Source organism: Flavobacterium ponti (assembly GCF_042652765.1).
GTDB lineage: Bacteria > Bacteroidota > Bacteroidia > Flavobacteriales > Flavobacteriaceae > Flavobacterium > Flavobacterium ponti.
The window spans coordinates 339,918-361,133 of sequence record NZ_JBHSGW010000027.1 but is presented as its reverse complement, the minus strand read 5'-3'; the positions used below and the strand labels follow the sequence as shown (position 1 = coordinate 361,133).

The window sequence follows — 21,216 nt, the reverse complement described above, 5'->3', positions numbered from 1 at the left end:
TTGAGCTCTTTTTTGTCTCGGTTTTAAAAACGAAACAAAAAAAGCGAGTGCGGATAGCCCGACCCAAAGGGACACGCCCAAAAAAAAATTAGGACTTTTGAATTAATTTTTTTAAAACTCTAAAATCTTGTCATAATGTTTATGGTGGTTTTTGAATTCGTTTACACCTTCATTAAATGTTAGGTATTTTGCTCCATTTTTTTTATTAGCTTTACTAATCAAATACATGTAATGAAAATGTCGTGTAAGTTCTTTCCAACCATATAAAAGAGAATGTTTAGGATCATAAATATGGGTTGGTTCACTAATAGCTCCATTTATTTCAACTATTTGAAAATTTTTACCTTTTTCTAAATCAGCATAACTATTGTACATAATATCCATTCGGCCAAAATGAAATCCATCGATCTTTGAACAGATTTCATTGAAAGTTTCAATCATTTTAGGGGTTATTTCATGACTTGCATCTACAAACTTTGTACCTCTACAATGATTTCCATAAGGAACTAAATTCACATTTTTATTTTCTTCTAAAATAGTATCAATAAGTAAAGGGAATTCTTTTTCTAAAGCTGGAATTTGTAATTCAAATCTTGGATCTTTTTCTAATAATTCTCGAACTGTGTTTTTACCATTTCCTTTTAGAATTAAGAATTCTTTTGCAACAATACCTGTTAGTATTCCTTTTTCTTTGTTAGGTAATTTTACATAAAATAAACCAATTTCATTTTCATAGGGAATTAAATCTTGTATAATAAAATCAAAATTTGCATTTTTAATATAAAGTTTTAAATCTTCAATAGTGTTTAGTTTTTTTACAGCAGTTCCTCTTAAGCCAATATCAGGTTTTGCAATTAAAGGGAATTTTATTTCGTTCTCTTCAATGCCTTTTAAAACTTTATTTAATTCTGTTTTTGATTTAAATAAAAGTGTTTTTGGATAATATTCTTGTGGAATTAAATCATATATTTCTTTTTTTGATTCCATAAAGAAACCTCCATTTTTAATAGTTGGATTAGAAGCATTGAAAAAGAAAAAAGATCTAGTTCTAACAACATAGTATAAATACTGGAAATAAACAGGTGTATAAAGAACTTGGTAGGGCCAATATTCCCAATTAGTAAGTTTATGAACAAATAACCTGATGCTTCTCATTAGTTTAATAAATCAATATAATTAAAAGAAATTGTTTTGTTTGAAATTATGCACTGTGTAATGCTAATCGTTTTTAAAAGATTATTTCTATTTATTTGTAGACCATAATTTTTGTTTTTCTCTTCAGTAAATTGGTGAAAGTTTAAGAGTTTTTTACTATCAATTTTTTCTTCAGAATTTATGAAATTCTTAAACCAATTAGCTCTCTCTTCTCTAATTTCTTTATCATAAAGAGTAGAAGAAGACCAAATATGACTTTTAGTAGCATCTAATTCAAAACTACTTTTTTCAATTTCGTTCCATCGTAATTGGTACAATTTTTTTTCAGAAAATAAAACAATGGTAAAAGGTTCAATTTCATTTAAATCAATGGATTTCCATTCTTCTATTGGTTTTTTAGAAGTTATTAAGTCTATTACAACTAAACCTCTACTTTTTCTATAATTATTTTTATGAATATGTTTTTCTTCAGCACCATTTAATAAAACTATGCAATTTTCATTATCGTGTGCAAACCACGTTCCTCCAGCTTTTGGATCTTTTGGAAAATAAATTTCTTTTTCGTTAATGACATATTTTGTAGGAGGAATTGCTTTTTCTCTTAAAACACTTTCATCTCTATTTGAAGTTAAACAATAACTATCTTTTAATGGAACAAAGCTTACTGTACACATTGATTTCTAAATTCTATTGTAGATTTTGCAACTCCAAAATTTTCACAAACTTTAATTGCAGGGTTCTTTATAATAGCTACTTTTATCAAAGCTTGATGATGTATACTATGTTCTAAATTATAAAGTAATTCTCTTTCATAATTAGTTGAAATACTATACATTACTTCTTCAATACCTTGCTGTAGCATTAACTCTCTATTTGGCTTTTCAATAGATGTTATTATAGTTTTTATGCACTTTATTGCAAAATCAACATCAGTTTGAATGGATAAATTTCGCTCTCTTTTGTCATAATTCACAATTCCGTATTCATAATTATTTAGTAGCGATTGGTACATTTCAATAATATGCCTGGTATGTTCACCAATGGTAGCATTACTTAATTCTGGATGACAAAAAGTATAAGTTGTATTGTCTAAACTAGTTAAAAGATCAATTATTTCATCGAAATTTTTTTTTATAGAATCTATTAGCATATAATCAAATTTGAGTCTTAAAATTAATATTTTTTTATTTAACTGATTTACCTTCAGGAATAAATTTAATTGAAACAGAATTTGTACAAAAACGTTTTCCAGTTGTTTCTTTTGGTCCATCATCAAAAACATGACCCAAATGGCCTCCACAATTAGCACATACAACTTCTGTTCTTACCATTCCAAAACTGTAATCTTCATTATATCTAACCGAACCTTCAACAGCTTTGTCAAATGATGGCCAACCACAATCTGATTCAAATTTTGTCTCTGATTTAAATAAAATAGAATTACATGCTGCACAAACATAATTTCCTTTTTCAAAATGATCCCAATATTCACCTGTAAAAGCTCTTTCGGTACCTTTCTCTCGTAAAACGTTATATTGCTCAGGTGTTAATTCTTTTTTCCATTGCGCTTCAGTTTTTTCAACTGCAGGTTTGGCTTCTTCTTTTTTTTGTGAGTAACATGATTGTAATGATACTAACACTATTAATGCAAAAATCTTTTTCATAACTTAATTGTTTCTTTATTCAAAATTACTTTTTATAAAATTAAATTAATGTTAGATTAATAACATCAATTTAATTAGGTGTTTATTTCCAAATCTTTTATATAATCTTCATATTCGTAGAAGAACCTTTCAAATGCATCCATCTTTTCATTGAAAAAATCAAAAATTTCAGGCCAAGTATTTTTATTGTTACTACTTACATTTAATTTTTCTACCCAAATTCGACTAACTGCTTTTCCGTTTTCTAAATATAAATCACGTTCAAAAATGGCATCAGATAAATATTCATCTAATAAAATTGTTTTTAATGATTCCACCTTTTCATAATATATTATACGATTTTTTTCGTCTTTTGGTTCTATTTCTAGTAAAACTTGTGCTTTTTTATTGTCTATGAAGAACTTAAACGCTACATCTTTTATTTTGGTGTTGTATAATACCCATTTTCTTGGATATTCTTCGGCAAAAGTTACCCAAAATTCTCTTTTTATTCGTTGTGCTTCTTCTTTGCTAAACATTTTTTATAGGAAATTTGTGTTAAAATTAAAATTTGGATTATCTTTAAACTTACAATTAATTAAATATATGCTTTTTAGTGAATTTATCAAATTTGTTCCAAAAATAGAGAAAGAAAAACTTCTTTCCACAGATGCTCATGCAAAAATGGCACCATTGGAGCGAATTTCTTTTTTGAAAGAAGCAAATTACATTGGAAAGAACCCAAGAAAAGCTGCTGTTTTAATGTTGTTTTATCCAAAAAACGGTATAACTCACTTGGCATTAATTGTCAGAAACACTTATCCTGGTGTACATTCTTCTCAAATTGGCTTTCCTGGTGGAAAAGTGGAATTAGAAGATTTGGATTTGCAACATACCGCTTTGCGCGAAACACATGAAGAAGTTGGAGTTCATCCTGAAAAAGTTAGAATAATTAAACCTTTCAGCGAAATTTATATTCCACCAAGTAATTTTTTAGTGTATCCTTTTATGGGAATTTCTCATGAAGAATTGCAATTTATTCCTGATTTGGATGAAGTTAAGCGTGTTTTGGAGTTTCCTTTATCATTATTTTTAGATGATAATACTATTTCAAAAGTAAAAATGACTACTTCTTATGCAACTGATATTGAAGTTCCTGCGTTTATGGTAGAAAAATATGTGGTTTGGGGTGCAACAGCTATGATGATGAGCGAGTTAAAGGAAAATATCAAAAATGCTATAATTTAAAAGGTTTTATTACATTTGTAGCCTTGAAAAAAAATTAAACTATTATGGGTTTATTTAAAAGAAATCCTTTTGGACATATATTATTTTTAAAAAAATGGTTGATTAGACTCTTCGGTGCATTGACACATAGAAGATATAGAGGTTTCAATGAAATGCAAATTGAAGGTTCTGAAATCATTAAAAATTTACCTGATACCAATGTTTTATTCATATCCAACCATCAAACTTATTTTGCTGATGTGGTGGCTATGTTTCATGTTTTTAATGCCAGTTTGAAAGGAAGAGAGGATAACATTAAAAACGTAGGTTATCTTTGGAATCCAAAAATGAATATTTATTATGTAGCTGCAAAAGAAACTATGGAAGCTGGTTTATTACCAAAAATTTTAGCTTACGCTGGAGCAATCACTGTTGAAAGAACTTGGAGAGCTGAAGGCAAAGACGTTAAAAGAGAAGTAAATCCAAATGATACTGAAAATATTAAAATAGCTCTAGAAGATGGTTGGGTAATTACATTCCCTCAAGGTACAACTCGTTCGTTTAAACCTGTTAGAAAAGGAACAGCTCATATTATTTTGCAGCACAAACCAATTGTTGTTCCAGTTGTAATTGATGGTTTTAGAAGATCATTTGATAGAAAAGGTCTACGTATTAAAAAGAAAGGAATTTTACAATCTATGGTTATAAAAGAACCTTTAAAAATTGATTATGAAAATGATACAGTAGAAGAAGTTGTTGAAAAAATAGAATATGCTATAGAACAACATCCTTCATTTTTGAAAGTAATTCCAGCAGAAGTCTTAGAAGAAGAAGCAAAATTAAATAAAGAGCGACTTTGGAGATATTAAAAAAAATCCCATCTTTTTAATGATGGGATTTTTTTATTTTACAGCTTCAACATGGTAGCCTTTTTTTCTTAAAAGCTTTATGACTCCTTTTTCTCCACCTAAGTGTCCAGCTCCAACAGCATAAAAAGTAGGTTTATCTTTAGAGACTTTTTCAATGATTGGAATCCAATTGGAATTTCTGTCATTTAATAATAAGTCATCAAATTCAGAAGATATTATGTTTTCGGATTCATTCATGATTTCTAACATTCCTTCAATATCTTCGTCTTCGTAAATAGCTAACATTTTTTTTATTTCAGCTTTATCACTAGTCATGTTATCTTTTGCAGTTTTAACTATTTCTTCAGCCTGAATTTTATAAGGTATTTTATCAAAAACTAAAATTTGATCTTCTACTGACTCAAGTCCAAAAATTTCTTCTTGTTGTTCTTTAGACATTTTTACAAGCTCCATTTCAATAGATTTCATTGGACAGTCTAAAAGTTTTGGAATAAACATTGAACTAATCATAAAAGGCTTGAATTTATCTACAAATTTCAATGATGTACCTATATTAGTTTTTAAAAAATCATTTACTATTATAGCATCTTCTTCAGTAATTAATGATGATAATGTTACACCATCTTTCATCATCATACCTTTCATCATAGTTGCTTGTAATTTTGGGTCATCCATATCAATTTCAAGATACAATTGCGAAGTTTCATCCAAAGCTTTTATTATATCATCATCAAAATTAATTTCGCAAACCACATGCATTGTTCCAAACAGATAGGATGGTTTTTCTAGTCCATTTCCAGAAATTTTCCAAAGTAAACTTTTTTCTAAATCTTGTGCTTTGACTACAAAACTTAAAACTAATGAAGTTATTATAAAAATTATTCTTATCATGTTTTTAGACTTCTAATTTTTTTAACTCTTCATAATTATTATATAATCTTTTTAATAAGATGCCATAAATAAGCTTGTAGAAAAGCCATATAAACAAAGCAAATATACCTATGAATATTAATGTAAGTATTAAGGACAAGATTATAAACATAGTTTCATTTCCTTTTCTCTCAACTTCATGATAAATTTTTAAAATTTCTGGATCAAAGTTGAATTGGACAAAAAACATAATTATAGTTGTAATTATCGTGTAAAGAATAATTATTTTTATGTAAGTCTGAACCGTTTTTCTTGTGTCTAAAACATTTTTAATCAAGCTCTTTATAGGTTGAATGGTGTTAATTTTTCTATAATTTTTATAAAATTTAATGATAAAATAAATCAAAATACCATAGTTAATAAATTCTAGAATAGTCATGACATGAAATTTGTCATAATCATAAAATTTATTAACCTTTTCATTATTCCTCATTAGCAATGAAGCTGCTATCCAAAGTAAAAATTCACAAACGCTTATAATAAAAATCCACTTCACTATAGACGAAGATCGTTTATGAAGCATTCCATAAATTTCTTTTTCGGTTATTTGATTAAAAGAATTTTCTTTTTTCTTCCAATCTTTTTTTAATATCTCTAATTCATCCATTTTTACGGATTTAATATTTTTTTTAATTTTCCTTTTACACGATTCATTTTCACTCTAGCATTCACTTCACTGATTCCGAGTGTTTCAGAAATTTCAGCATAATCTTTGTCTTCTAAATATAAGAATACCAATGCTTTTTCAATGTCATTTAATTCATTTACAGCACTATATAGCAATTTTAGCTGTTCTTCTTCTTCAAAATTATAATCTTCTTGTTTTACTCTGTGATAGGTATTATCAAATTCAATGGTGTCAATTGTTCGTTTCTTCTTTCGATAAAGTGTAATTGCTGTGTTTAAACCAACACGATAAGCCCAAGTAGTAAATTTAGAATCACCTCTAAAGTTGGGAAACGCTTTCCAAAGCTGAATTGTTATTTCCTGAAATAAATCCTTATGCGAATCTTCATCAGAAGTATATAGTCTACATATTTTGTGGATTATATTCTGATTTTCTTGTAATTGTTTTACAAAAAGTTCTTCTGCTGCTTGATTCATAACTATAAGTATGCCAAATGATGATGATGTTACAAGTATAATGATTTTTTTAGTAGATTTTATCGATAATATCGAATACAAGTTTGGATTTAAATAAATTATATTAAATTTTGTAACAACAATTGTATATTTGTGTTACTAAAAAATCATTTAATACGATGAACATACCTCGTTCAAGTTTTCCAAGAGTTGTTATTATAGGTGGTGGTTTTGCAGGTATTGCATTAGCCAAAAAACTTCGAAATAAAAGTGTACAAGTTGTGCTTTTAGATAAGCATAATTATCACAATTTTCAGCCTTTAATGTACCAAGTGGCAACAGGTGGTTTAGAACCCGATTCTATTGCTTATCCTATTCGAAAAGTTTTGCAAGAAAGCAATGATTTTTATTTTCGACTAGCAGATGTAAAAGAAATTGACACTAAAAACAACAAAGTTATTGCTGATATTGGTGAACTTAGATATGATTATTTAGTACTGGCAACAGGCTCAAAAACCAATTTTTTTGGAAACAAAGAAATGGAACGCAACTGTATGGCTATGAAAACCATTCCACAATCATTAAACATTAGAAGTTTAATTTTAGAAAATTTTGAACAAGCTCTTTTAACAAATGACATTGAAGAACGTCACAGTTTAATGAATTTTGTTTTGGTTGGTGGTGGTCCAACAGGAGTTGAGTTGGCAGGAGCTTTAGCTGAAATGAAAAAAGCCGTTTTGCCTAAAGATTATCCAGATTTAGATGTTCGAAAAATGGAAATCAACCTAATTCAAAGTGGTGACAGAATTTTGAATACTATGAGTGAAAATGCTTCCAAAAAAGCAGAAGAATTCTTGATTAAATTAGGTGTAAGTGTTTGGAAAAATGTTCGTGTAATGGGTTATGACGGCAGAATTATCACTACCAATTCAGATTTAACTTTTGATAGTGCTACAGTAATTTGGACAGCTGGTGTTCAAGGAGCTTTGGTAAATGGTTTGTCTGCTGAAAGTTTAATTGCAAGAGCTGATAGAATTAAAGTCAACGAATTTAATCAAGTGGTTGGTTATAAAAATATTTTTGCCATTGGTGATATAGCTTATATGGTTTCAGAAGATTTTCCTCAAGGACATCCTATGATGGCACAACCTGCTATCCAACATGGTAGACAATTAGCAGCCAATATTATAAATTTAGTAGCTAAAAAACCATTAAGTCCATTTGTATATAAAGACAAAGGTTCCATGGCAACCATTGGAAGAAACAAAGCTGTTGTAGATTTACCTCATTATAAATTTAGTGGTGTTTTTGCTTGGTTTGTTTGGATGTTTGTGCATTTGTTATCTTTAATAGGATTTAAAAATAAAGCAGTTGTTTTCTTAAATTGGGTGTACAATTACATTCGTTTTGATAGAGAAGCTCGTTTGATTATTCGACCTTATAAAAAGAAACATCAGGTTAATTTTACTACAGATGAGATTTAGTTTTATATTGATGTACAATGAAATTAATTTAATCAAAAAATAGTCAATGGAAAATATTAAAACTTATATAGATTATGTTGCAAAAATAATGGAAGCAATTGGTGTATTAACAATATTTATAGGTTCAGTTGTTGCCATATTTAAATTTATTTTATCAATGAATAAAACGAATTCTATTACTTATATTGAACTACGACAGAAAGTTGGAAAATCCATTCTTTTGGGATTAGAAATATTAATCGCAGCAGATATTATGGCAACAGTTGTTACTGAGCCTACATTGAAATCAGTTTCAATTTTAGGTTTAATTGTTATCATTAGAACTTTTTTAAGTTTGTCGCTACAAGTTGAATTAGAAGGGAAGTTTCCTTGGCAAAAAGAAATAAAGAATGATTAAAATGTTAACCTCAGATTCAGAATTACTAATACATATTTTATTTGTAATTGTTATAACCATAATAATTGCAAGTGTATTTAATGGTGTTGCTAACAGATATATTAAGAAAAGCAGTCGATCAAAACATTTAGATCCAACTAGTTTTCTTTTTGCAAAGAAATTTATTATTGCTCTAATTTATATTATTGGAATTTCATTGGCAATGATTAAGATTCCTGCAATGAAAACAATTGGACATTCACTATTAGCTGGTGCTGGTATTTTATCCTTAGTTGCTGGTTTGGCTTCTCAACAAGCACTTAGTAATATAATGAGTGGTTTTTTAATTGTTTTGTTTAAACCTTTCAGAATAAATGACAGAATAACTTTTAATGGAACTTATACAGGAACGGTTGAGGAAATTAACTTAAGACAAGTAGTTCTTAGAGATAATGAAAATAACAGAATTATTGTGCCTAATTCAGTAATTAGCTCTCAAGTTATTGTCAATTCAAACCTTACTGATTCTAATGTTTGTAAAATTATCCAAGTTGGCATTGGATATAATTCAGATATTGGTAAAGCTCTAAAAATAATGGAAGAAGAGATTAAGAATCATCCACTACATTTAGATAATCGTTCTGAACAAGATAAATTAAGCAATGTGCCAGAAGTTATATCAAGAGTAGTTTCTTTAGACAACTCTTCTGTGTCTCTAAAAGCTTGGGCTTACGCAAATAGTACCTCTAATGGTTTTATACTTTATTGCGATGTTTTAAGAAGTATCAAAGAACGTTTTGATAAAGAAGGAATAGAAATTCCATATAATTATCAAAACATCATTATAAAAAAGGATAATTAATTTGAAATTTGATTTTTTTCATACCCAATCAACAATCCAATAAACTTACTGTAACTCTCTAAACCGTCTTTTTGTTGATTGGCTTTTAGGAAATTATCGTAGAAATATTCAAAAAAAGTATTGATTGGAGTTTGGTATTCTTTCCAGAAAATTTCGTTTTCATCAAAGTTTTTTAATACACCTTTGTTTAGTTTTTCCAAATAAGGTTTGCTTTTTCCTTCTTCGATTTCTTCTAGATTTCTAAAACAATATCTCACAGCAGTTGTGTAAGCAGCATATTGAAAATAATCATCAGAATTATTGATGGCAGCCAAATAACCAATAAAATTACATTCACTTTCCGAGCCAATTCCGGTTTGATGAGCCATTTCGTGACTAGTTGTGAATGGAGTAGTGTATTTGGGTTTCAAATAATTGACTTGTGCTTCATTAGTAAACGGATTCAGATAACCACCAAATCCCATGTAACTCAAAGGCATACTAAACAAAGATTGCTTGATACTTTTGGTATTATAATCAAATTCTTTTAAATCTTGTGGCAAGTTGTGATATCCAATTTGAGCCATTTCAAAAATTTCTTTTTCAGTATAAGCATTTATAACGGCAACACTATCATTTGAAGTTATTCTGACTTGCAATTCATTAGATTTTGCAATCATTTTTTCAGTCAAAGCTTCCAAATCTGCTACTTCGTATTCTTTGTTAATGTTTAATTTTTCGTGTAACGGAATTCGATAATAGTTCATTCCCCATAAAAAATGAAAGAAGAAATAAAATATTGAAAGAATACTTAAGAACTTCAACCCATTGACTTTCCAATTTCTAAAAAAACCTTTTCTGTTTTTTAAAATCCATTTGATTAATAAAAAAATCAGAATACCATACATTACATCACCAAACGAAAAAGAAAGTCCACCAAATAAACTTCTCAATCCTTTTGAAAAAATAGGGTAAAATCCTTTACTGTAATAGTTTTCAATAGTTTCAGGAAAGAAAGCCAATATCTTTACAGTAATAATTTGGACAATTAATAATAAAGGTAAAATGTGTTTTTTTTGCACTTGTAAAATTTTCATAAAAATAGAAATAAATACTGTGATGACTAGTTTTTTTGTAAATTTGTATTTCAAGTTTATTTAAATGAAACAAATTACACTAAATATTCCAGATAGCGAATTGAGTTTTTTTATGAAATTGATAGAGAAATTTAATTATGAAACTGTTGTGAATGATATATCTATTACTCAACAAATGAAAGATGTTTTAGATGAAAGAAAAGAAACTTCTAAAAAAGAGGATTTTATTCCTTGGGAAGAAGTTAAAAAGAAGATTAGTTTCAAGACTAAATAATGAAATTCAAAGTTGTAATTGAACCCAGAGCAATTATAGATATTCAAGAAGCTATTGATTATTATGATTCTCGTCAAGATGGTTTGGGTGAGTATTTTTATGAAACTTTAGATACTCATATTGAAGCTTTAAAAAATAATCCTTTTTTTCAAATTAAATATAAAGATTATCATAGTTTTCCAATTAAGAAATTCCCATTCATCCTTTTGTATTATATTGATGAAAAAATTGAAACCCTATTTATTTTGTCCGTTTTTAATACTTCACTAAATCCTGTAAAATACCCTAAATAATAAAAAATATGAGCCAAGAAGTAAGAAACCTTGAACCTAAAGAACTTTGGAACAAATTTGCTGACTTAAATGTAGTGCCTAGACCTTCTAAAAAAGAAGAAAGAGTCATTGCTTTTATGATGGATTTTGGAAAAAAATTAGGATTCGAAACGATAAAAGATGAAGTTGGAAATGTGATTATCAAAAAACCAGCTTCAGCCGGAATGGAAAATAGAAAAACCATCGTAATGCAATCGCATTTGGATATGGTGCATCAAAAAAATAATGATACTGTTTTTGATTTCGATACACAAGGAATTGAAATGTACGTCGATGGAGATTGGGTTCGTGCTAAAGGAACAACTCTTGGAGCAGATAATGGGTTAGGAGTAGCTACGATTATGGCTATTTTAGAAAGTAAAACTATAAAACATCCTGCAATTGAAGCTTTATTTACTATTGATGAAGAAACTGGAATGACTGGTGCAATGGGCTTACAAGGTGGAATGTTAGAAGGTGAAATTCTTTTAAATTTAGATACGGAAGAAGATGACGAAATTGACATTGGTTGCGCTGGTGGAGTAGATGTTACCGCTACAGCTGAATATGACGAAGAAGAAACTCCTGAAAACGCTGTTGGATACACAATCACAGTAAAAGGTCTAAAAGGTGGACATTCTGGAATGGATATTCACAAAGGGTTAGGAAATGCTAACAAGATTATGAATCGTCTTTTGTTTGATGGTTTTGATGATTTTGGATTGCAAATTGCTTCTATAAAAGGAGGAAGTTTACGTAATGCGATTCCAAGAGAAAGCATTGCTCAAGTTATAATTGCTAATGTTTATGATGAAGCTTTTGTGTTTGATATGCAAGATATCATCAACGAAATTAAAACCGAATTAAAAACAACCGAACCAAATTTAGAAGTTGTAATTGAAAAATCAGAAACAACACCAGTTAAAGTGATGCCTCCAATGGCTCAATACTTTTTAGTTCGTGCTTTGTACACAGCTCATAATGGAGTTTACAGAATGAGTGCTGATTTTGCTGATTTAGTTGAAACTTCAAATAATATTGCTAAAGTAACAGTTGGTGATGGAAAATTAAGTGTGCAATGTTTAACGCGTTCTTCTGTGGAAACAGCCAAATTTGATTTAGCGAATTCATTACGTTCAGCTTTTGAATTAATGGGTTGCGAAGTGGAATTTTCTGGAAGTTATCCTGGTTGGACACCAAACGCTAATTCAGAAATATTAGATATTTTGAGTTCAATTTATGAAAAACAAAATGGTAAGAAAGCAGATGTTGTTGCTTGTCATGCTGGATTAGAATGTGGAATTTTAGGAACCAACTATCCTGATATGGATATGATTTCTTTTGGACCAACCATCAAAGGTGCTCATAGTCCTGATGAAAGAGCTAGTATTTCTTCTGCTCAAAAATATTGGAAATTTGTATTGGAAGTTTTGGAGAATATTCCTGAGAGAAAATAGAACAATGAATATAGAAAATAGAAAACCTCGTTTGTGATGAACGAGGTTTTCTTGTTTTTAATCTATATATTCAAGGGTTTTGGTTGTTTGATTATCAATTTCGTAGGCAAACAACTTAGAACAATCCATAATATTAGGTAAGTTATCGAATTTGCAAAGTAATTCTACAACTCCACATAAACCTAAAAATAAGGTATCTTGAGATATGTTTTTTTTGGGATTGTTGTAATTTTTTAAAGGCAAAGAATAACCACATCTTGCTAAAAACTCCATTTCAATTTGAAGTAATTCTATAGGAGAATATCCATTGAATTTTTTACCCAAATTCTGATTGACTAAACCCACATAATTGAGTTGGGTTGAACCGTGATAATCAGATAAATGTTTCCAAAAATCTTTGTTATCTAGGATGTTTCCAACTGCACATTGGGTACAAGATTCTGGATTTAAAGTTTGGTTGTGAAAGGCATTATACAATTTTGTAATAGCCTGGTCAAATCTTTTTGTAGTTTCCATAGCCTATATTTTTATTACAAAACTAAAGTTACAAAAAAATAATTAATTGGAATGTTTAGGAATTCTTAAAAAAACCAATATGTTTTGTAGAAGTTTTTTCCGAAAGATAAACAAGTATAAGACGTTATGCAAAACTGTTTTTACCAATAATATTTATTTCTCTTCGGATGTAATTAATTTTAGTTCACCGTCAATTACTTTCCAAGTTTCAATTTGACGTGTTCCGTTTCTATTAGGTTTTGTGAAATGTCTTTCGAAAAAAATTAGATTTCCTTCAATTAATTTATAATAATCTGTATAACAATCTCTGAGATATCCACACCAATTAGAAATTATTATTTTTTTTTCATAATCAAATGTAGGTGATATAACTTTTTGATAATCAGTATTTATTTCGAAAAGTTTGGTTTCCTCATTATATATCCAATATAAATATGGAAATGGATATTCAGCAGGAATTGATTTAATAATTCTAAAATCAAGATAATTATCGAAATTCATATCTTCAATTTTCATAATACTCTCATTATTTACAAATGAGGAAAAATCATTTTCGGTTGGTATTATTTCTTGAATAAATTCTCCATTTTTAAAGACAATAATTTTACTAATTTTACATTCACCAATTTTACAATCTTTTGTTAAATAAAATGAAAAATCTTCTTTGTTAAATTCTATTATTTCTTGAGAATAAAATTTAATTGAAAGTAATAATGTTATTATTAGCAGAGTTTTTTTCATATTATTAGTAACGGTTCTAGGCTAGCTGATGTTGAGGTAATTTAGCACTAACCAAACCAAATATACGAATACTTTCGGATTTTCGAAGAAAATCTGGAAGTAGTGGAGAAGCTCAGTAAGCAATTGTCACAAACGGTTGTTATATTAAGTTATTCTAATTTTACACCAAAACTCTTTAAGATTTCATTTCTTTGGAATTCAACATTATCAATGTCAATTTTGTAATATTCTTCTGGTTTGTCAACGAAAGTATTTAGGCTTAAATTTATCATTTCATTGTCTGTAAACATAAAGCTTGGTTGTTTAGGTATATTTAAACGAATTGCTGTAATTTCAGAAAAAGCGAATAAATCAGTAGGAAAACTGTTTAATTTGTCATTTTCGAATAAGTATTTTCTTAAGTTATCAATATTCAGAGTGTTTAAATAATTTTTAGTTAAATATCCATCACCGATACAAAGTATGAGTATTAACCCTTCTAAGTTTAACATTATACTTGAAGGGAAAATTAGTGTTTTAAGATTAAAATCATTTTTATTTGATTTAAATGCATACAAACTCGATGGCAAATTAAAGCCATAACCGTTTTGATATGATTTTTGAGTGAGTTTAAAATTTTGGGAACTTATAATTTCTTTACACAAATCTTTATGTTCAAGATTATTTGTTTTCAATAAATCATTGTAGAAAAGACCGTAATAAATTTTTGTTAGCCAGGTTGTAATTATGGATATATTATCGTTAGATGGTGAGTAAAGAATTTCAAGTTGATTATTCTTATTTATAAGTTCATACAAACTTTCTTTATCTTCAATAATTGATAATATTTTGTTTTCATACTCACTACCAAAATTATTATTACAAACAGAATGTGCGGGAACTTTAACTCTACTATATTGAGTTGTAAAATTTCCAGATATTATCTGCTCTTTAATCTTAAGCTTGGCTAATAGACTATTGGGAATGATATGTTCTAACGTTTTCTTTTCTTCAATTTCTTTTGAGCAAAAGAAACATTTTTTATGAAATTCAGTTTTATTGCTCATTTGTTTTGTAATTGCATACAACTAATTTATAGTAGCAAGTTCATTGTAAAAATATAAAAAATTCTCAACCGTTTTCAATTGAGGATTTAATATGTTGTTTTTATTCTTCAATAAACTCAATTATTTCTTTGTAACGATTACTCCACGAAAAAATGTATTGTAAAACCATTGGAACGTGTTTTTTATTTAAAATAATAGGTTTAACATTTGGTTGAAATTTATTTAATTCGATTAGGAATCTTTCATTTCCAACTTTAATGGACTCATAGGTTTTACTTCCTAAGTAAATCATCATTTTTGGAGTTTCTTTATCTATAAAATAAATTGGTGAAGCATCTTTCCATAATTCAGGATTGTTGCTCCAAGTAGCTAAATAATCATCTTCATTGGTTGGTGGATTTTGCTCTAAATAATGTTTCATGTCTAAACCTGCTGCATCGTTTAAAATAATTCCTTTTATGATATTTTTATCTTCTAAATATTTTGGATTTGTTCCAATTAAAGCAATCAAATGTCCACCAGCTGAATGTCCTGTTAAAAAGATTTTATCAGGATTTCCTTTGTAATTTCTAATGCTATCTTTTGTCCAATTTACAGCTTCTGCAATCTCTTTTGCCATATCATTATAATTTGCTTTTGGACTTAAAGTATAACCTGCAATAACAGTTGTGATTCCTCTTTTAGCAAAATTCCTTCCAATAAAACCATATAATTTTTTGTCTCCAGAATTCCAGTTTCCACCATGTACAAAAATCAAAACAGGTGTATTGGTATATTTTGAATTTCTTGGAGTAAAAATATTTAAAGTGGGTTGTCCTTTTTTATTTTCAGTACCCTTGAGATAAGTCACATTTTTAAATTTTTTTGATGCACAACTTGAAAATAGGATTGCAGTAATGTTTAGTAGTATGTGGATTTTTTTCATTTTTTATTTTTTCTTTCTTCTCTTCTTTCTTCTCGTTTTTGTTGTCTAATCTCTTTTTTGGTTAATGGTTTATTGGCTTCAATAAAAGCATCTTTAAATGAAATTTCATTGTCAGTTTCTCTTTTAAAAGCTTCAATCCATCCGTTTTCAAAAATACTAATTACTGTTGGCCAAGTTTTGCTTTGCACATTATTTAAATCTCCTTCAATGGGTACTTTTAAAGCTAAAGTATCTGTTTTTTGATTTTTTAATACAAATTTGAAGAAACCTACAAATCCTTCCCAAATAGTTTCTAAGATACCATCTTCTTTTCCAATTAATTTGGTGTCAGTTAATAATGGTTTTATGTATCCTTTTAGATAGCCATTAGCAATGGCAATTTCACTAAATAATTCAAACTTTCCTTTATCAAAATCAATTCCTACATAATGATTGGTTAAATCATTTAAAGCAGTTGCATTAGAAGATTTTAGAGAAAAAGTTAAATCCATATCTGGTATTTCTTTTATTAAATTTATATTTCCATCTAACAAAAGATTCCCATTTCCAAATGAAACACCAGTTGCATGAAAAGGAGAAGGCAACGTTTTTTCACTGCTAACAACATTTCTCAAATTATCTGCATACATTTCAAAATTGGTGATTTGTAAATCAATATTGGGATCAGCTTGCAACTGAACAAAGGCTAATTTTCCTTGATGTGCTTCAAAATGGTTAATGTCAATTGGGACAATATCGGTTAAGGCTTTTGTCCAATCCTCAACATCAGCATCAGTGGGTTTTTGAGTTTGATCTTCAAAAACATAAATAACCTCTGGATTGTACATTAAAATTTCACTTACGATTTTGCCTTTGAAAATAGATTTCCATTCTATAGAAATATCATTTTTTGGGAAATTCAGAAAAGGAACTTGTGTTTTGGCATCAACTTTATTCAAATACATACCTTTTATGACATAAGCTCCACGATATAATGCAATATCAATATCCTCAACTTGACCATAATAACCAGGGATATTGGCTAACGTTTTATTGATTTGATTTTTCACCAAAGTAGGCAAGTAAATTCTAAAAGTAATTAATAGAATTACTAAAGCGAATACAACTTGATATTTTTTTTTCTTATAAAATCTCATAGAGGTTACTTAATTTGTATAAAATTAAGTTTTTATGCTAAAAAGAGTTTTATAAATTATTTAGAGAATGTTATATAATTAAATGAAAAATCCCCAACTTTTAACAATTGGGGATTTTAAAATCTAACTTAAAAATAACAAAAATAGAAGTGGAAAGAGTAGGCCAGCTAACGCTAATTTCCAACCTCTTCGTTTGAAGGTATGTTTACCATGTTTGACCATTAATGTTCCAGTAACTGCAATAATGATTAAAGAAATTCCAAAAATATCTGAAAAGTAAATCCACCAATTAGAAGTGTTTTTATGCAAAAACATGGTTTGACTGATGAAAGGTGTTTTGATGAATTGGATAATTTCTCCTTTTCCTGTTTCTACATCAATTTCAACTTCTGTATTTTCGAATTGCATCTTGAATTTTCCTTTTCGAACCATATGACGTTTTACTTTATCGTCAATTTTTAATTCTTTAGCTAAATTTTCAGCAAACGCATCATTTATTTGAGATTCTTCGGGTAATGAAATTTGAATTTCCTTTGCTTCTAATGTATATTTTTCAGGATGCCAATCGCTTCTATGGTTCATTAATATTCCAGAGAATGCAAATGTTATAATTAATCCTAAGAAAAAATAACCTAAATCTCTGTGTAGTTCTCGTGCGTTAACTTTTTTCATTTGAAATTAAAATTTATAATTTAAAGCAACTGAATAATTTCTTGGTGCAATTGGGTTTAAACTGTTATCATCATGAGCGTTGTAATTTAACTCATTGAATAAGTTGCTTAATTTTGCTCTGATGCTAAATTTCTTGAAAGTATAACCTAAAGTAGCATCAACTTGGAAATAATCTTCTAAATAAATTAATCTTCTTATGTCGTTTTCTGTAGTTACTTGAGTAGAACGACCAGCATATCTTTCTCCAAAATAAGTATTAATTAATCCAAAGTTTAAGCCGTTTAATTTTCCACTTTCAATAGCATAATTGAAACTTAAATTAGCTGTGTTTTTTGGGTTGTAACGCAATAAACTTCCTTCGATATAAGTATTACTTTTTACATATTTTGTTTCATTGAAACTATATCCTGCAATAATTTGAAAACCCTTGAATGGACTTGCACTTAAATCAATTTCAACTCCTTCACTTCTAATAGAACCAGCTAATTCTCTGAAATTTGGATCAATTAATGAAGTTTGTGCTAAATTGTCATTGTTAATTTGATAAACAGTTACGTTAGCCTGAATTTTATCGTTGAACAATTTGTTTTTAATTCCAACTTCATATTGGTCAATGATAGAAGGTTTTAAAGGTTCATTGTTGATGTCTGCACCAGTATTTACATCAAATGAGTTGGAATAAGTAGCAAAGATTGAATGGTTTTTTGTAGGTTGAAAAATTAAACCAACTCTTGGAGAAAATGCTTCGTCATAATTGTTTGTGATAGCTGTGTTGTTGCTACTATATGTTAAAACATTATTTTCTGTGTCTTGGTATGTATAACGAACACCCGCTAAAACTTTCCATTTTTCAGTTAAACTAACTAAATCTTGTACATAAATTCCAAAACGACTTATAGGTGTAGTAGTTAATCTGCTTTTTGTCATCGTTGGAATTGCTCCTTCAATTGCAGGATTATAATCTTCAAAAATGTTTATAGTATCATAGCTTTCAGTGTTGTAACGAGTAGAGTAGGTTTTATAATTTTCAACATCAGCTCCAAACAAGAAATTGTGATTTGTTTTTCCGATTGAAAATTTACCATTCAAATTGGCTTGTTGTGTAAAATAATTATCTTTTGTATCTGCTTTTTGGATGTTTCTATTCCAATTTCCATCAGCTCCAATTAAACCACCAGTGTTTGGACGAGCATTTGAAAATAATTCTGTTTTGTAATAACGAATTCCATTGATAAAATTCACTTTCCAATTTGAATTGATAGTATGTGTTAAGGTAATTGTATTTGAAAGTTGCTCACTGTCATATTTTCCCCAAGTAACTCCTAAAAAGCGATTTCTTGGTATGTCAACAACTTCATAATTAATTACACCAGCTCCAAAATCAGGAGTTCTAGTATCATTTGTGTAGTCAGTTTCTACTAATAATTTAGTTTTGTCTGTTATTTTGAATTCCACAGAAGGATTGATATAATATCTTTCAGAACTTACATAATTTCTATAGCTATCTGCTTTTTGAAAAGAGCTATTGATTCTAAACGCAATTGTTTTCTTTTTATTTAAAGCACCATAAACATCAACATTTGGTTTAATAGTATTAAAACTTCCAAAACGGAAACCTACTTCACCACCAAAATCATATTTAGGTTTTTTAGTTACTAAGTTTAAAATCCCACCTGGAGCTACATTTCCAAATAACATGGCAGCACTACCTTTTAAGAATTCAACTCTCTCTAAACCTGAAGTTTCAAAACTCATTCCGTTGTAATAACGAACACCATTTTTAAAAGTATTATCACTACTTAAAGAAAAGCCTCTTGATGCAATTTCTTCTTGATAACCACCAGTATTTCCCATGATATAAACTCCATTGGCATTTTTAAGAATATCTGTAATTGAGTTTACTTGTTGATTTTCTAAAGTTTCATTAGTTATAACTGCAGTTGCTTGTGGTAAATCCATTGGCTTGATATCCGTTTTTCCAATAGAAACAGGATTGTCAATTGTTTTACCAGTCAACACTACTTCTTGAAGGTTGTATTTTTTGATTTTTACGGTATCATTTTCAAGTGTTATATCACCATCATACTTGTAACTGTCTTGTGCATAAAAACTTAGACTTACAAGAGAAATTCCGATTATCAAATTTATTTTTCGCATAACTTATTTAGATTTAATTAAAATAACGATGCAAAAATAAAACCCAATTTTGAATCTACAAAGTTTATTTAGACTTATTTTAAATAAATTTTATAAGTGTTTGATTATTATGTGTTTATTTGTGATAAAAGTTCTGTTTGATGTCTTTTATTAAGAGGTTTTCTTCTTTTTCTTTCTCCCAAGCCAAACCATAAACCCTGTAACAGGAAGACTAGCAACTAATAAACTAATTAAAAAGGCAAAGATTTTACCAGGTAACCCAATTATTGCTCCTGTATGAATGTCATAATTCATTCGCATCAATTTATCTGAGTTTGTTGCGTTTTTAAGTTTACCATAGATATTATTTACTTCAATTTCTTCTAAAGAGTAAGCGTCAAAATACCTGTATTCGGTTTGCCAATAGGTTCCATCACCTAAGTTAGCATTAGCAGCAATAGGAGAGTTCTCTTCTTCTTGCGGATGTACTTCAATAGATTGTGCTTTTGGATATTCTTTTTGCATTTTCAACCAAACTTTATCTAAAGGATTTGCTGTTGCTTCTAAATTATCTTGTAGAACAGATTTTGGTTCTTCATAAATTAATGATTTTTCTCCACCAATGGCTGTATAATAAGAATAAGCAAACCAAGGAAATCCCCAAACTAATCCTGTAATAGCAAAAATTAAGGCAATTGATAAAACATAAAATCCGGTAATGTTATGTAGGTCATAGTTTTTACGTTTCCATTTTGTGCTTTTTTTCCATTTGAACCAAAAACGTTGTTTGGCTGCACTTTTGTTTTTGGGAAACCACAATATAAAGCCACTAATAATAATTAAAATAAAAATTAAAGTTGAGGTTGCAATAATGGTTTGTCCTAATTCATGTGGAAGCCATAAATAAAAGTGACCATCTAAAATAAATCTAAAAAAACCTGAAAATTCGTTAACTGTTTTCTGTACTTTTCCAGTGTATGGATTTATGTAACAGATATCATAATACAGAGGTTCTTCATTATAAAAAATAACTTCTGCTGCTTCATTTTTACCTTTAAACTGAATGGCATGAATATGTTTGTTTGGTAATTCTTTTTGACCAATGGCCTGCAATTGAGATGGAAGAATAAATGGTTTGTCTTGTACTTCTACAAACCGAAAGTCTTCTACAAGATTAGAAATTTCCATTTGAAATGCATACAAACACCCAGTTATGGAAATTATAAAAACAATTATTCCAGTAGCTAATCCTAACCAAAGATGTATTTTTCGAACGGCTTTTTTAAAATTCATTTTT

25 protein-coding genes are annotated in these 21,216 nt (G+C 28.6%); 8 read left to right on the top strand and 17 right to left on the bottom strand.

What is annotated here, in order from left to right; translation table 11 throughout:
* Positions 1-111 precede the first annotated feature (111 nt).
* From ACFO3U_RS13515 to ACFO3U_RS13495, 5 genes are all read right to left on the bottom strand, one after another.
* Entirely contained in the window at positions 112-1,155 is a 1,044-nt protein-coding gene (locus tag ACFO3U_RS13515; protein WP_379743512.1) for a D-alanine--D-alanine ligase, read from the bottom strand.
* Positions 1,155-1,829 (bottom strand): NRDE family protein, encoded by a 675-nt coding sequence (locus ACFO3U_RS13510; protein ID WP_379743509.1) that lies wholly within the window; start codon positions 1,827-1,829, stop codon positions 1,155-1,157. Before ACFO3U_RS13510 ends, ACFO3U_RS13515 begins: the two co-directional genes overlap by 1 nt.
* A complete protein-coding gene (locus ACFO3U_RS13505) occupies positions 1,817-2,305 on the bottom strand; it encodes a DinB family protein (protein ID WP_379743506.1) in 489 nt (162 codons plus the stop codon). Before ACFO3U_RS13505 ends, ACFO3U_RS13510 begins: the two co-directional genes overlap by 13 nt.
* Before the next feature lie 34 nt (positions 2,306-2,339).
* Complete coding sequence (gene msrB / locus ACFO3U_RS13500) at positions 2,340-2,819, bottom strand: peptide-methionine (R)-S-oxide reductase MsrB (RefSeq protein WP_379743503.1); 480 nt, start codon at positions 2,817-2,819, stop codon at positions 2,340-2,342.
* A 74-nt stretch (positions 2,820-2,893) separates the two neighbouring features.
* Positions 2,894-3,337, bottom strand: coding sequence for a DUF4268 domain-containing protein (locus ACFO3U_RS13495; protein WP_379743500.1), 444 nt, complete (start codon positions 3,335-3,337; stop codon positions 2,894-2,896).
* 67 nt (positions 3,338-3,404) lie between these two features.
* On the opposite strand from ACFO3U_RS13495, the gene ACFO3U_RS13490 reads away from it, so the two are divergent.
* A complete protein-coding gene (locus ACFO3U_RS13490) occupies positions 3,405-4,046 on the top strand; it encodes an NUDIX hydrolase (protein WP_379743533.1) in 642 nt (213 codons plus the stop codon).
* A 44-nt stretch (positions 4,047-4,090) separates the two neighbouring features.
* Complete coding sequence (locus ACFO3U_RS13485) at positions 4,091-4,894, top strand: lysophospholipid acyltransferase family protein (protein WP_379743497.1); 804 nt, start codon at positions 4,091-4,093, stop codon at positions 4,892-4,894.
* 33 nt (positions 4,895-4,927) lie between these two features.
* On the opposite strand, the gene ACFO3U_RS13480 is transcribed toward ACFO3U_RS13485, so the two are convergent.
* From ACFO3U_RS13480 to ACFO3U_RS13470, 3 genes are read right to left on the bottom strand one after another with little or no spacing between them, the layout of a single operon-like run.
* Entirely contained in the window at positions 4,928-5,785 is an 858-nt protein-coding gene (locus ACFO3U_RS13480; RefSeq protein WP_379743494.1) for a TraB/GumN family protein, read from the bottom strand.
* A 4-nt stretch (positions 5,786-5,789) separates the two neighbouring features.
* A complete protein-coding gene (locus tag ACFO3U_RS13475) occupies positions 5,790-6,431 on the bottom strand; it encodes a hypothetical protein (protein WP_379743491.1) in 642 nt (213 codons plus the stop codon).
* A gap of 2 nt (positions 6,432-6,433) precedes the next feature.
* On the bottom strand, positions 6,434-6,928 hold the full coding sequence (locus ACFO3U_RS13470) for an RNA polymerase sigma factor (protein ID WP_379743488.1): 495 nt from the start codon (positions 6,926-6,928) through the stop codon (positions 6,434-6,436).
* Positions 6,929-7,086: 158 nt separating this feature from the next.
* Here ACFO3U_RS13470 and ACFO3U_RS13465 point away from each other — a divergent pair, with 158 nt between their 5' ends.
* The 3 genes from ACFO3U_RS13465 to ACFO3U_RS13455 are packed head-to-tail and all read left to right on the top strand — an operon-like array spanning position 7,087 to position 9,629.
* Positions 7,087-8,391 (top strand): NAD(P)/FAD-dependent oxidoreductase, encoded by a 1,305-nt coding sequence (locus ACFO3U_RS13465; RefSeq protein ID WP_379743485.1) that lies wholly within the window; start codon positions 7,087-7,089, stop codon positions 8,389-8,391.
* 46 nt (positions 8,392-8,437) lie between these two features.
* Entirely contained in the window at positions 8,438-8,788 is a 351-nt protein-coding gene (locus tag ACFO3U_RS13460) for a DUF1622 domain-containing protein (protein ID WP_379743482.1), read from the top strand.
* Positions 8,781-9,629 carry a mechanosensitive ion channel family protein gene (locus ACFO3U_RS13455; protein WP_379743479.1) on the top strand — a complete coding sequence of 283 codons (849 nt, stop codon included), beginning with the start codon at positions 8,781-8,783 and terminating at the stop codon, positions 9,627-9,629. Before ACFO3U_RS13460 ends, ACFO3U_RS13455 begins: the two co-directional genes overlap by 8 nt.
* On the opposite strand, the gene ACFO3U_RS13450 is transcribed toward ACFO3U_RS13455, so the two are convergent.
* Entirely contained in the window at positions 9,626-10,705 is a 1,080-nt protein-coding gene (locus ACFO3U_RS13450) for a DUF3810 domain-containing protein (protein ID WP_379743476.1), read from the bottom strand. The two genes, ACFO3U_RS13455 and ACFO3U_RS13450, sit on opposite strands and share 4 nt — an antisense overlap.
* 64 nt (positions 10,706-10,769) lie before the next feature.
* Here ACFO3U_RS13450 and ACFO3U_RS13445 point away from each other — a divergent pair, with 64 nt between their 5' ends.
* The 3 genes from ACFO3U_RS13445 to ACFO3U_RS13435 are packed head-to-tail and all read left to right on the top strand — an operon-like array spanning position 10,770 to position 12,747.
* Positions 10,770-10,979: a hypothetical protein gene (locus tag ACFO3U_RS13445; RefSeq protein ID WP_379743473.1), complete on the top strand. Its 210-nt coding sequence runs from the start codon at positions 10,770-10,772 to the stop codon at positions 10,977-10,979.
* Positions 10,979-11,272 carry a type II toxin-antitoxin system RelE/ParE family toxin gene (locus ACFO3U_RS13440; RefSeq protein WP_379743469.1) on the top strand — a complete coding sequence of 98 codons (294 nt, stop codon included), beginning with the start codon at positions 10,979-10,981 and terminating at the stop codon, positions 11,270-11,272. The genes ACFO3U_RS13445 and ACFO3U_RS13440 overlap by 1 nt, the downstream gene beginning before the upstream one ends.
* An 8-nt stretch (positions 11,273-11,280) precedes the next feature.
* Positions 11,281-12,747, top strand: a complete 1,467-nt coding sequence (locus ACFO3U_RS13435; RefSeq protein ID WP_379743466.1) for an aminoacyl-histidine dipeptidase — start codon at positions 11,281-11,283, stop codon at positions 12,745-12,747.
* Positions 12,748-12,804: 57 nt separating this feature from the next.
* Here the strand turns inward: ACFO3U_RS13435 and ACFO3U_RS13430 are convergent, their stop codons facing one another.
* The 8 genes from ACFO3U_RS13430 to ACFO3U_RS13395 all read right to left on the bottom strand — a co-directional run bounded on the left by ACFO3U_RS13430 (position 12,805) and on the right by ACFO3U_RS13395 (position 21,212).
* Positions 12,805-13,263 (bottom strand): Na(+)-translocating NADH-quinone reductase subunit F, encoded by a 459-nt coding sequence (locus tag ACFO3U_RS13430; protein ID WP_379743463.1) that lies wholly within the window; start codon positions 13,261-13,263, stop codon positions 12,805-12,807.
* Positions 13,264-13,416: 153 nt separating this feature from the next.
* Positions 13,417-14,004 (bottom strand): XAC2610-related protein, encoded by a 588-nt coding sequence (locus ACFO3U_RS13425; protein WP_379743460.1) that lies wholly within the window; start codon positions 14,002-14,004, stop codon positions 13,417-13,419.
* A gap of 149 nt (positions 14,005-14,153) precedes the next feature.
* Positions 14,154-15,050 carry a hypothetical protein gene (locus ACFO3U_RS13420; protein ID WP_379743457.1) on the bottom strand — a complete coding sequence of 299 codons (897 nt, stop codon included), beginning with the start codon at positions 15,048-15,050 and terminating at the stop codon, positions 14,154-14,156.
* 100 nt (positions 15,051-15,150) lie between these two features.
* Positions 15,151-15,975, bottom strand: coding sequence for an alpha/beta hydrolase fold domain-containing protein (locus ACFO3U_RS13415; protein WP_379743454.1), 825 nt, complete (start codon positions 15,973-15,975; stop codon positions 15,151-15,153).
* Positions 15,972-17,111: a DUF748 domain-containing protein gene (locus tag ACFO3U_RS13410; RefSeq protein ID WP_379743451.1), complete on the bottom strand. Its 1,140-nt coding sequence runs from the start codon at positions 17,109-17,111 to the stop codon at positions 15,972-15,974. Before ACFO3U_RS13410 ends, ACFO3U_RS13415 begins: the two co-directional genes overlap by 4 nt.
* Before the next feature lie 123 nt (positions 17,112-17,234).
* Entirely contained in the window at positions 17,235-17,783 is a 549-nt protein-coding gene (locus tag ACFO3U_RS13405) for a PepSY-associated TM helix domain-containing protein (RefSeq protein ID WP_379743448.1), read from the bottom strand.
* A gap of 6 nt (positions 17,784-17,789) precedes the next feature.
* Positions 17,790-19,940 (bottom strand): TonB-dependent siderophore receptor, encoded by a 2,151-nt coding sequence (locus ACFO3U_RS13400; protein WP_379743445.1) that lies wholly within the window; start codon positions 19,938-19,940, stop codon positions 17,790-17,792.
* Between the two features lie 150 nt (positions 19,941-20,090).
* Entirely contained in the window at positions 20,091-21,212 is a 1,122-nt protein-coding gene (locus ACFO3U_RS13395) for a PepSY-associated TM helix domain-containing protein (RefSeq protein ID WP_379743442.1), read from the bottom strand.
* Positions 21,213-21,216 lie beyond the last annotated feature (4 nt).

Excerpts from the sequence above, each read along its gene's own strand:
- ACFO3U_RS13515 (WP_379743512.1), bottom strand. The coding sequence starts at position 1,155 with ATGAGAAGCATCAGGTTATTTGTTCATAAACTTACTAATTGGGAATAT.
- ACFO3U_RS13510 (WP_379743509.1), bottom strand. The coding sequence starts at position 1,829 with ATGTGTACAGTAAGCTTTGTTCCATTAAAAGATAGTTATTGTTTAACT.
- ACFO3U_RS13505 (WP_379743506.1), bottom strand. The coding sequence starts at position 2,305 with ATGCTAATAGATTCTATAAAAAAAAATTTCGATGAAATAATTGATCTT.
- msrB (WP_379743503.1), bottom strand. The coding sequence starts at position 2,819 with ATGAAAAAGATTTTTGCATTAATAGTGTTAGTATCATTACAATCATGT.
- ACFO3U_RS13495 (WP_379743500.1), bottom strand. The coding sequence starts at position 3,337 with ATGTTTAGCAAAGAAGAAGCACAACGAATAAAAAGAGAATTTTGGGTA.
- ACFO3U_RS13490 (WP_379743533.1), top strand. The coding sequence starts at position 3,405 with ATGCTTTTTAGTGAATTTATCAAATTTGTTCCAAAAATAGAGAAAGAA.
- ACFO3U_RS13485 (WP_379743497.1), top strand. The coding sequence starts at position 4,091 with ATGGGTTTATTTAAAAGAAATCCTTTTGGACATATATTATTTTTAAAA.
- ACFO3U_RS13480 (WP_379743494.1), bottom strand. The coding sequence starts at position 5,785 with ATGATAAGAATAATTTTTATAATAACTTCATTAGTTTTAAGTTTTGTA.
- ACFO3U_RS13475 (WP_379743491.1), bottom strand. The coding sequence starts at position 6,431 with ATGGATGAATTAGAGATATTAAAAAAAGATTGGAAGAAAAAAGAAAAT.
- ACFO3U_RS13470 (WP_379743488.1), bottom strand. The coding sequence starts at position 6,928 with ATGAATCAAGCAGCAGAAGAACTTTTTGTAAAACAATTACAAGAAAAT.
- ACFO3U_RS13465 (WP_379743485.1), top strand. The coding sequence starts at position 7,087 with ATGAACATACCTCGTTCAAGTTTTCCAAGAGTTGTTATTATAGGTGGT.
- ACFO3U_RS13460 (WP_379743482.1), top strand. The coding sequence starts at position 8,438 with ATGGAAAATATTAAAACTTATATAGATTATGTTGCAAAAATAATGGAA.
- ACFO3U_RS13455 (WP_379743479.1), top strand. The coding sequence starts at position 8,781 with ATGATTAAAATGTTAACCTCAGATTCAGAATTACTAATACATATTTTA.
- ACFO3U_RS13450 (WP_379743476.1), bottom strand. The coding sequence starts at position 10,705 with ATGAAAATTTTACAAGTGCAAAAAAAACACATTTTACCTTTATTATTA.
- ACFO3U_RS13445 (WP_379743473.1), top strand. The coding sequence starts at position 10,770 with ATGAAACAAATTACACTAAATATTCCAGATAGCGAATTGAGTTTTTTT.
- ACFO3U_RS13440 (WP_379743469.1), top strand. The coding sequence starts at position 10,979 with ATGAAATTCAAAGTTGTAATTGAACCCAGAGCAATTATAGATATTCAA.
- ACFO3U_RS13435 (WP_379743466.1), top strand. The coding sequence starts at position 11,281 with ATGAGCCAAGAAGTAAGAAACCTTGAACCTAAAGAACTTTGGAACAAA.
- ACFO3U_RS13430 (WP_379743463.1), bottom strand. The coding sequence starts at position 13,263 with ATGGAAACTACAAAAAGATTTGACCAGGCTATTACAAAATTGTATAAT.
- ACFO3U_RS13425 (WP_379743460.1), bottom strand. The coding sequence starts at position 14,004 with ATGAAAAAAACTCTGCTAATAATAACATTATTACTTTCAATTAAATTT.
- ACFO3U_RS13420 (WP_379743457.1), bottom strand. The coding sequence starts at position 15,050 with ATGAGCAATAAAACTGAATTTCATAAAAAATGTTTCTTTTGCTCAAAA.
- ACFO3U_RS13415 (WP_379743454.1), bottom strand. The coding sequence starts at position 15,975 with ATGAAAAAAATCCACATACTACTAAACATTACTGCAATCCTATTTTCA.
- ACFO3U_RS13410 (WP_379743451.1), bottom strand. The coding sequence starts at position 17,111 with ATGAGATTTTATAAGAAAAAAAAATATCAAGTTGTATTCGCTTTAGTA.
- ACFO3U_RS13405 (WP_379743448.1), bottom strand. The coding sequence starts at position 17,783 with ATGAAAAAAGTTAACGCACGAGAACTACACAGAGATTTAGGTTATTTT.
- ACFO3U_RS13400 (WP_379743445.1), bottom strand. The coding sequence starts at position 19,940 with ATGCGAAAAATAAATTTGATAATCGGAATTTCTCTTGTAAGTCTAAGT.
- ACFO3U_RS13395 (WP_379743442.1), bottom strand. The coding sequence starts at position 21,212 with ATGAATTTTAAAAAAGCCGTTCGAAAAATACATCTTTGGTTAGGATTA.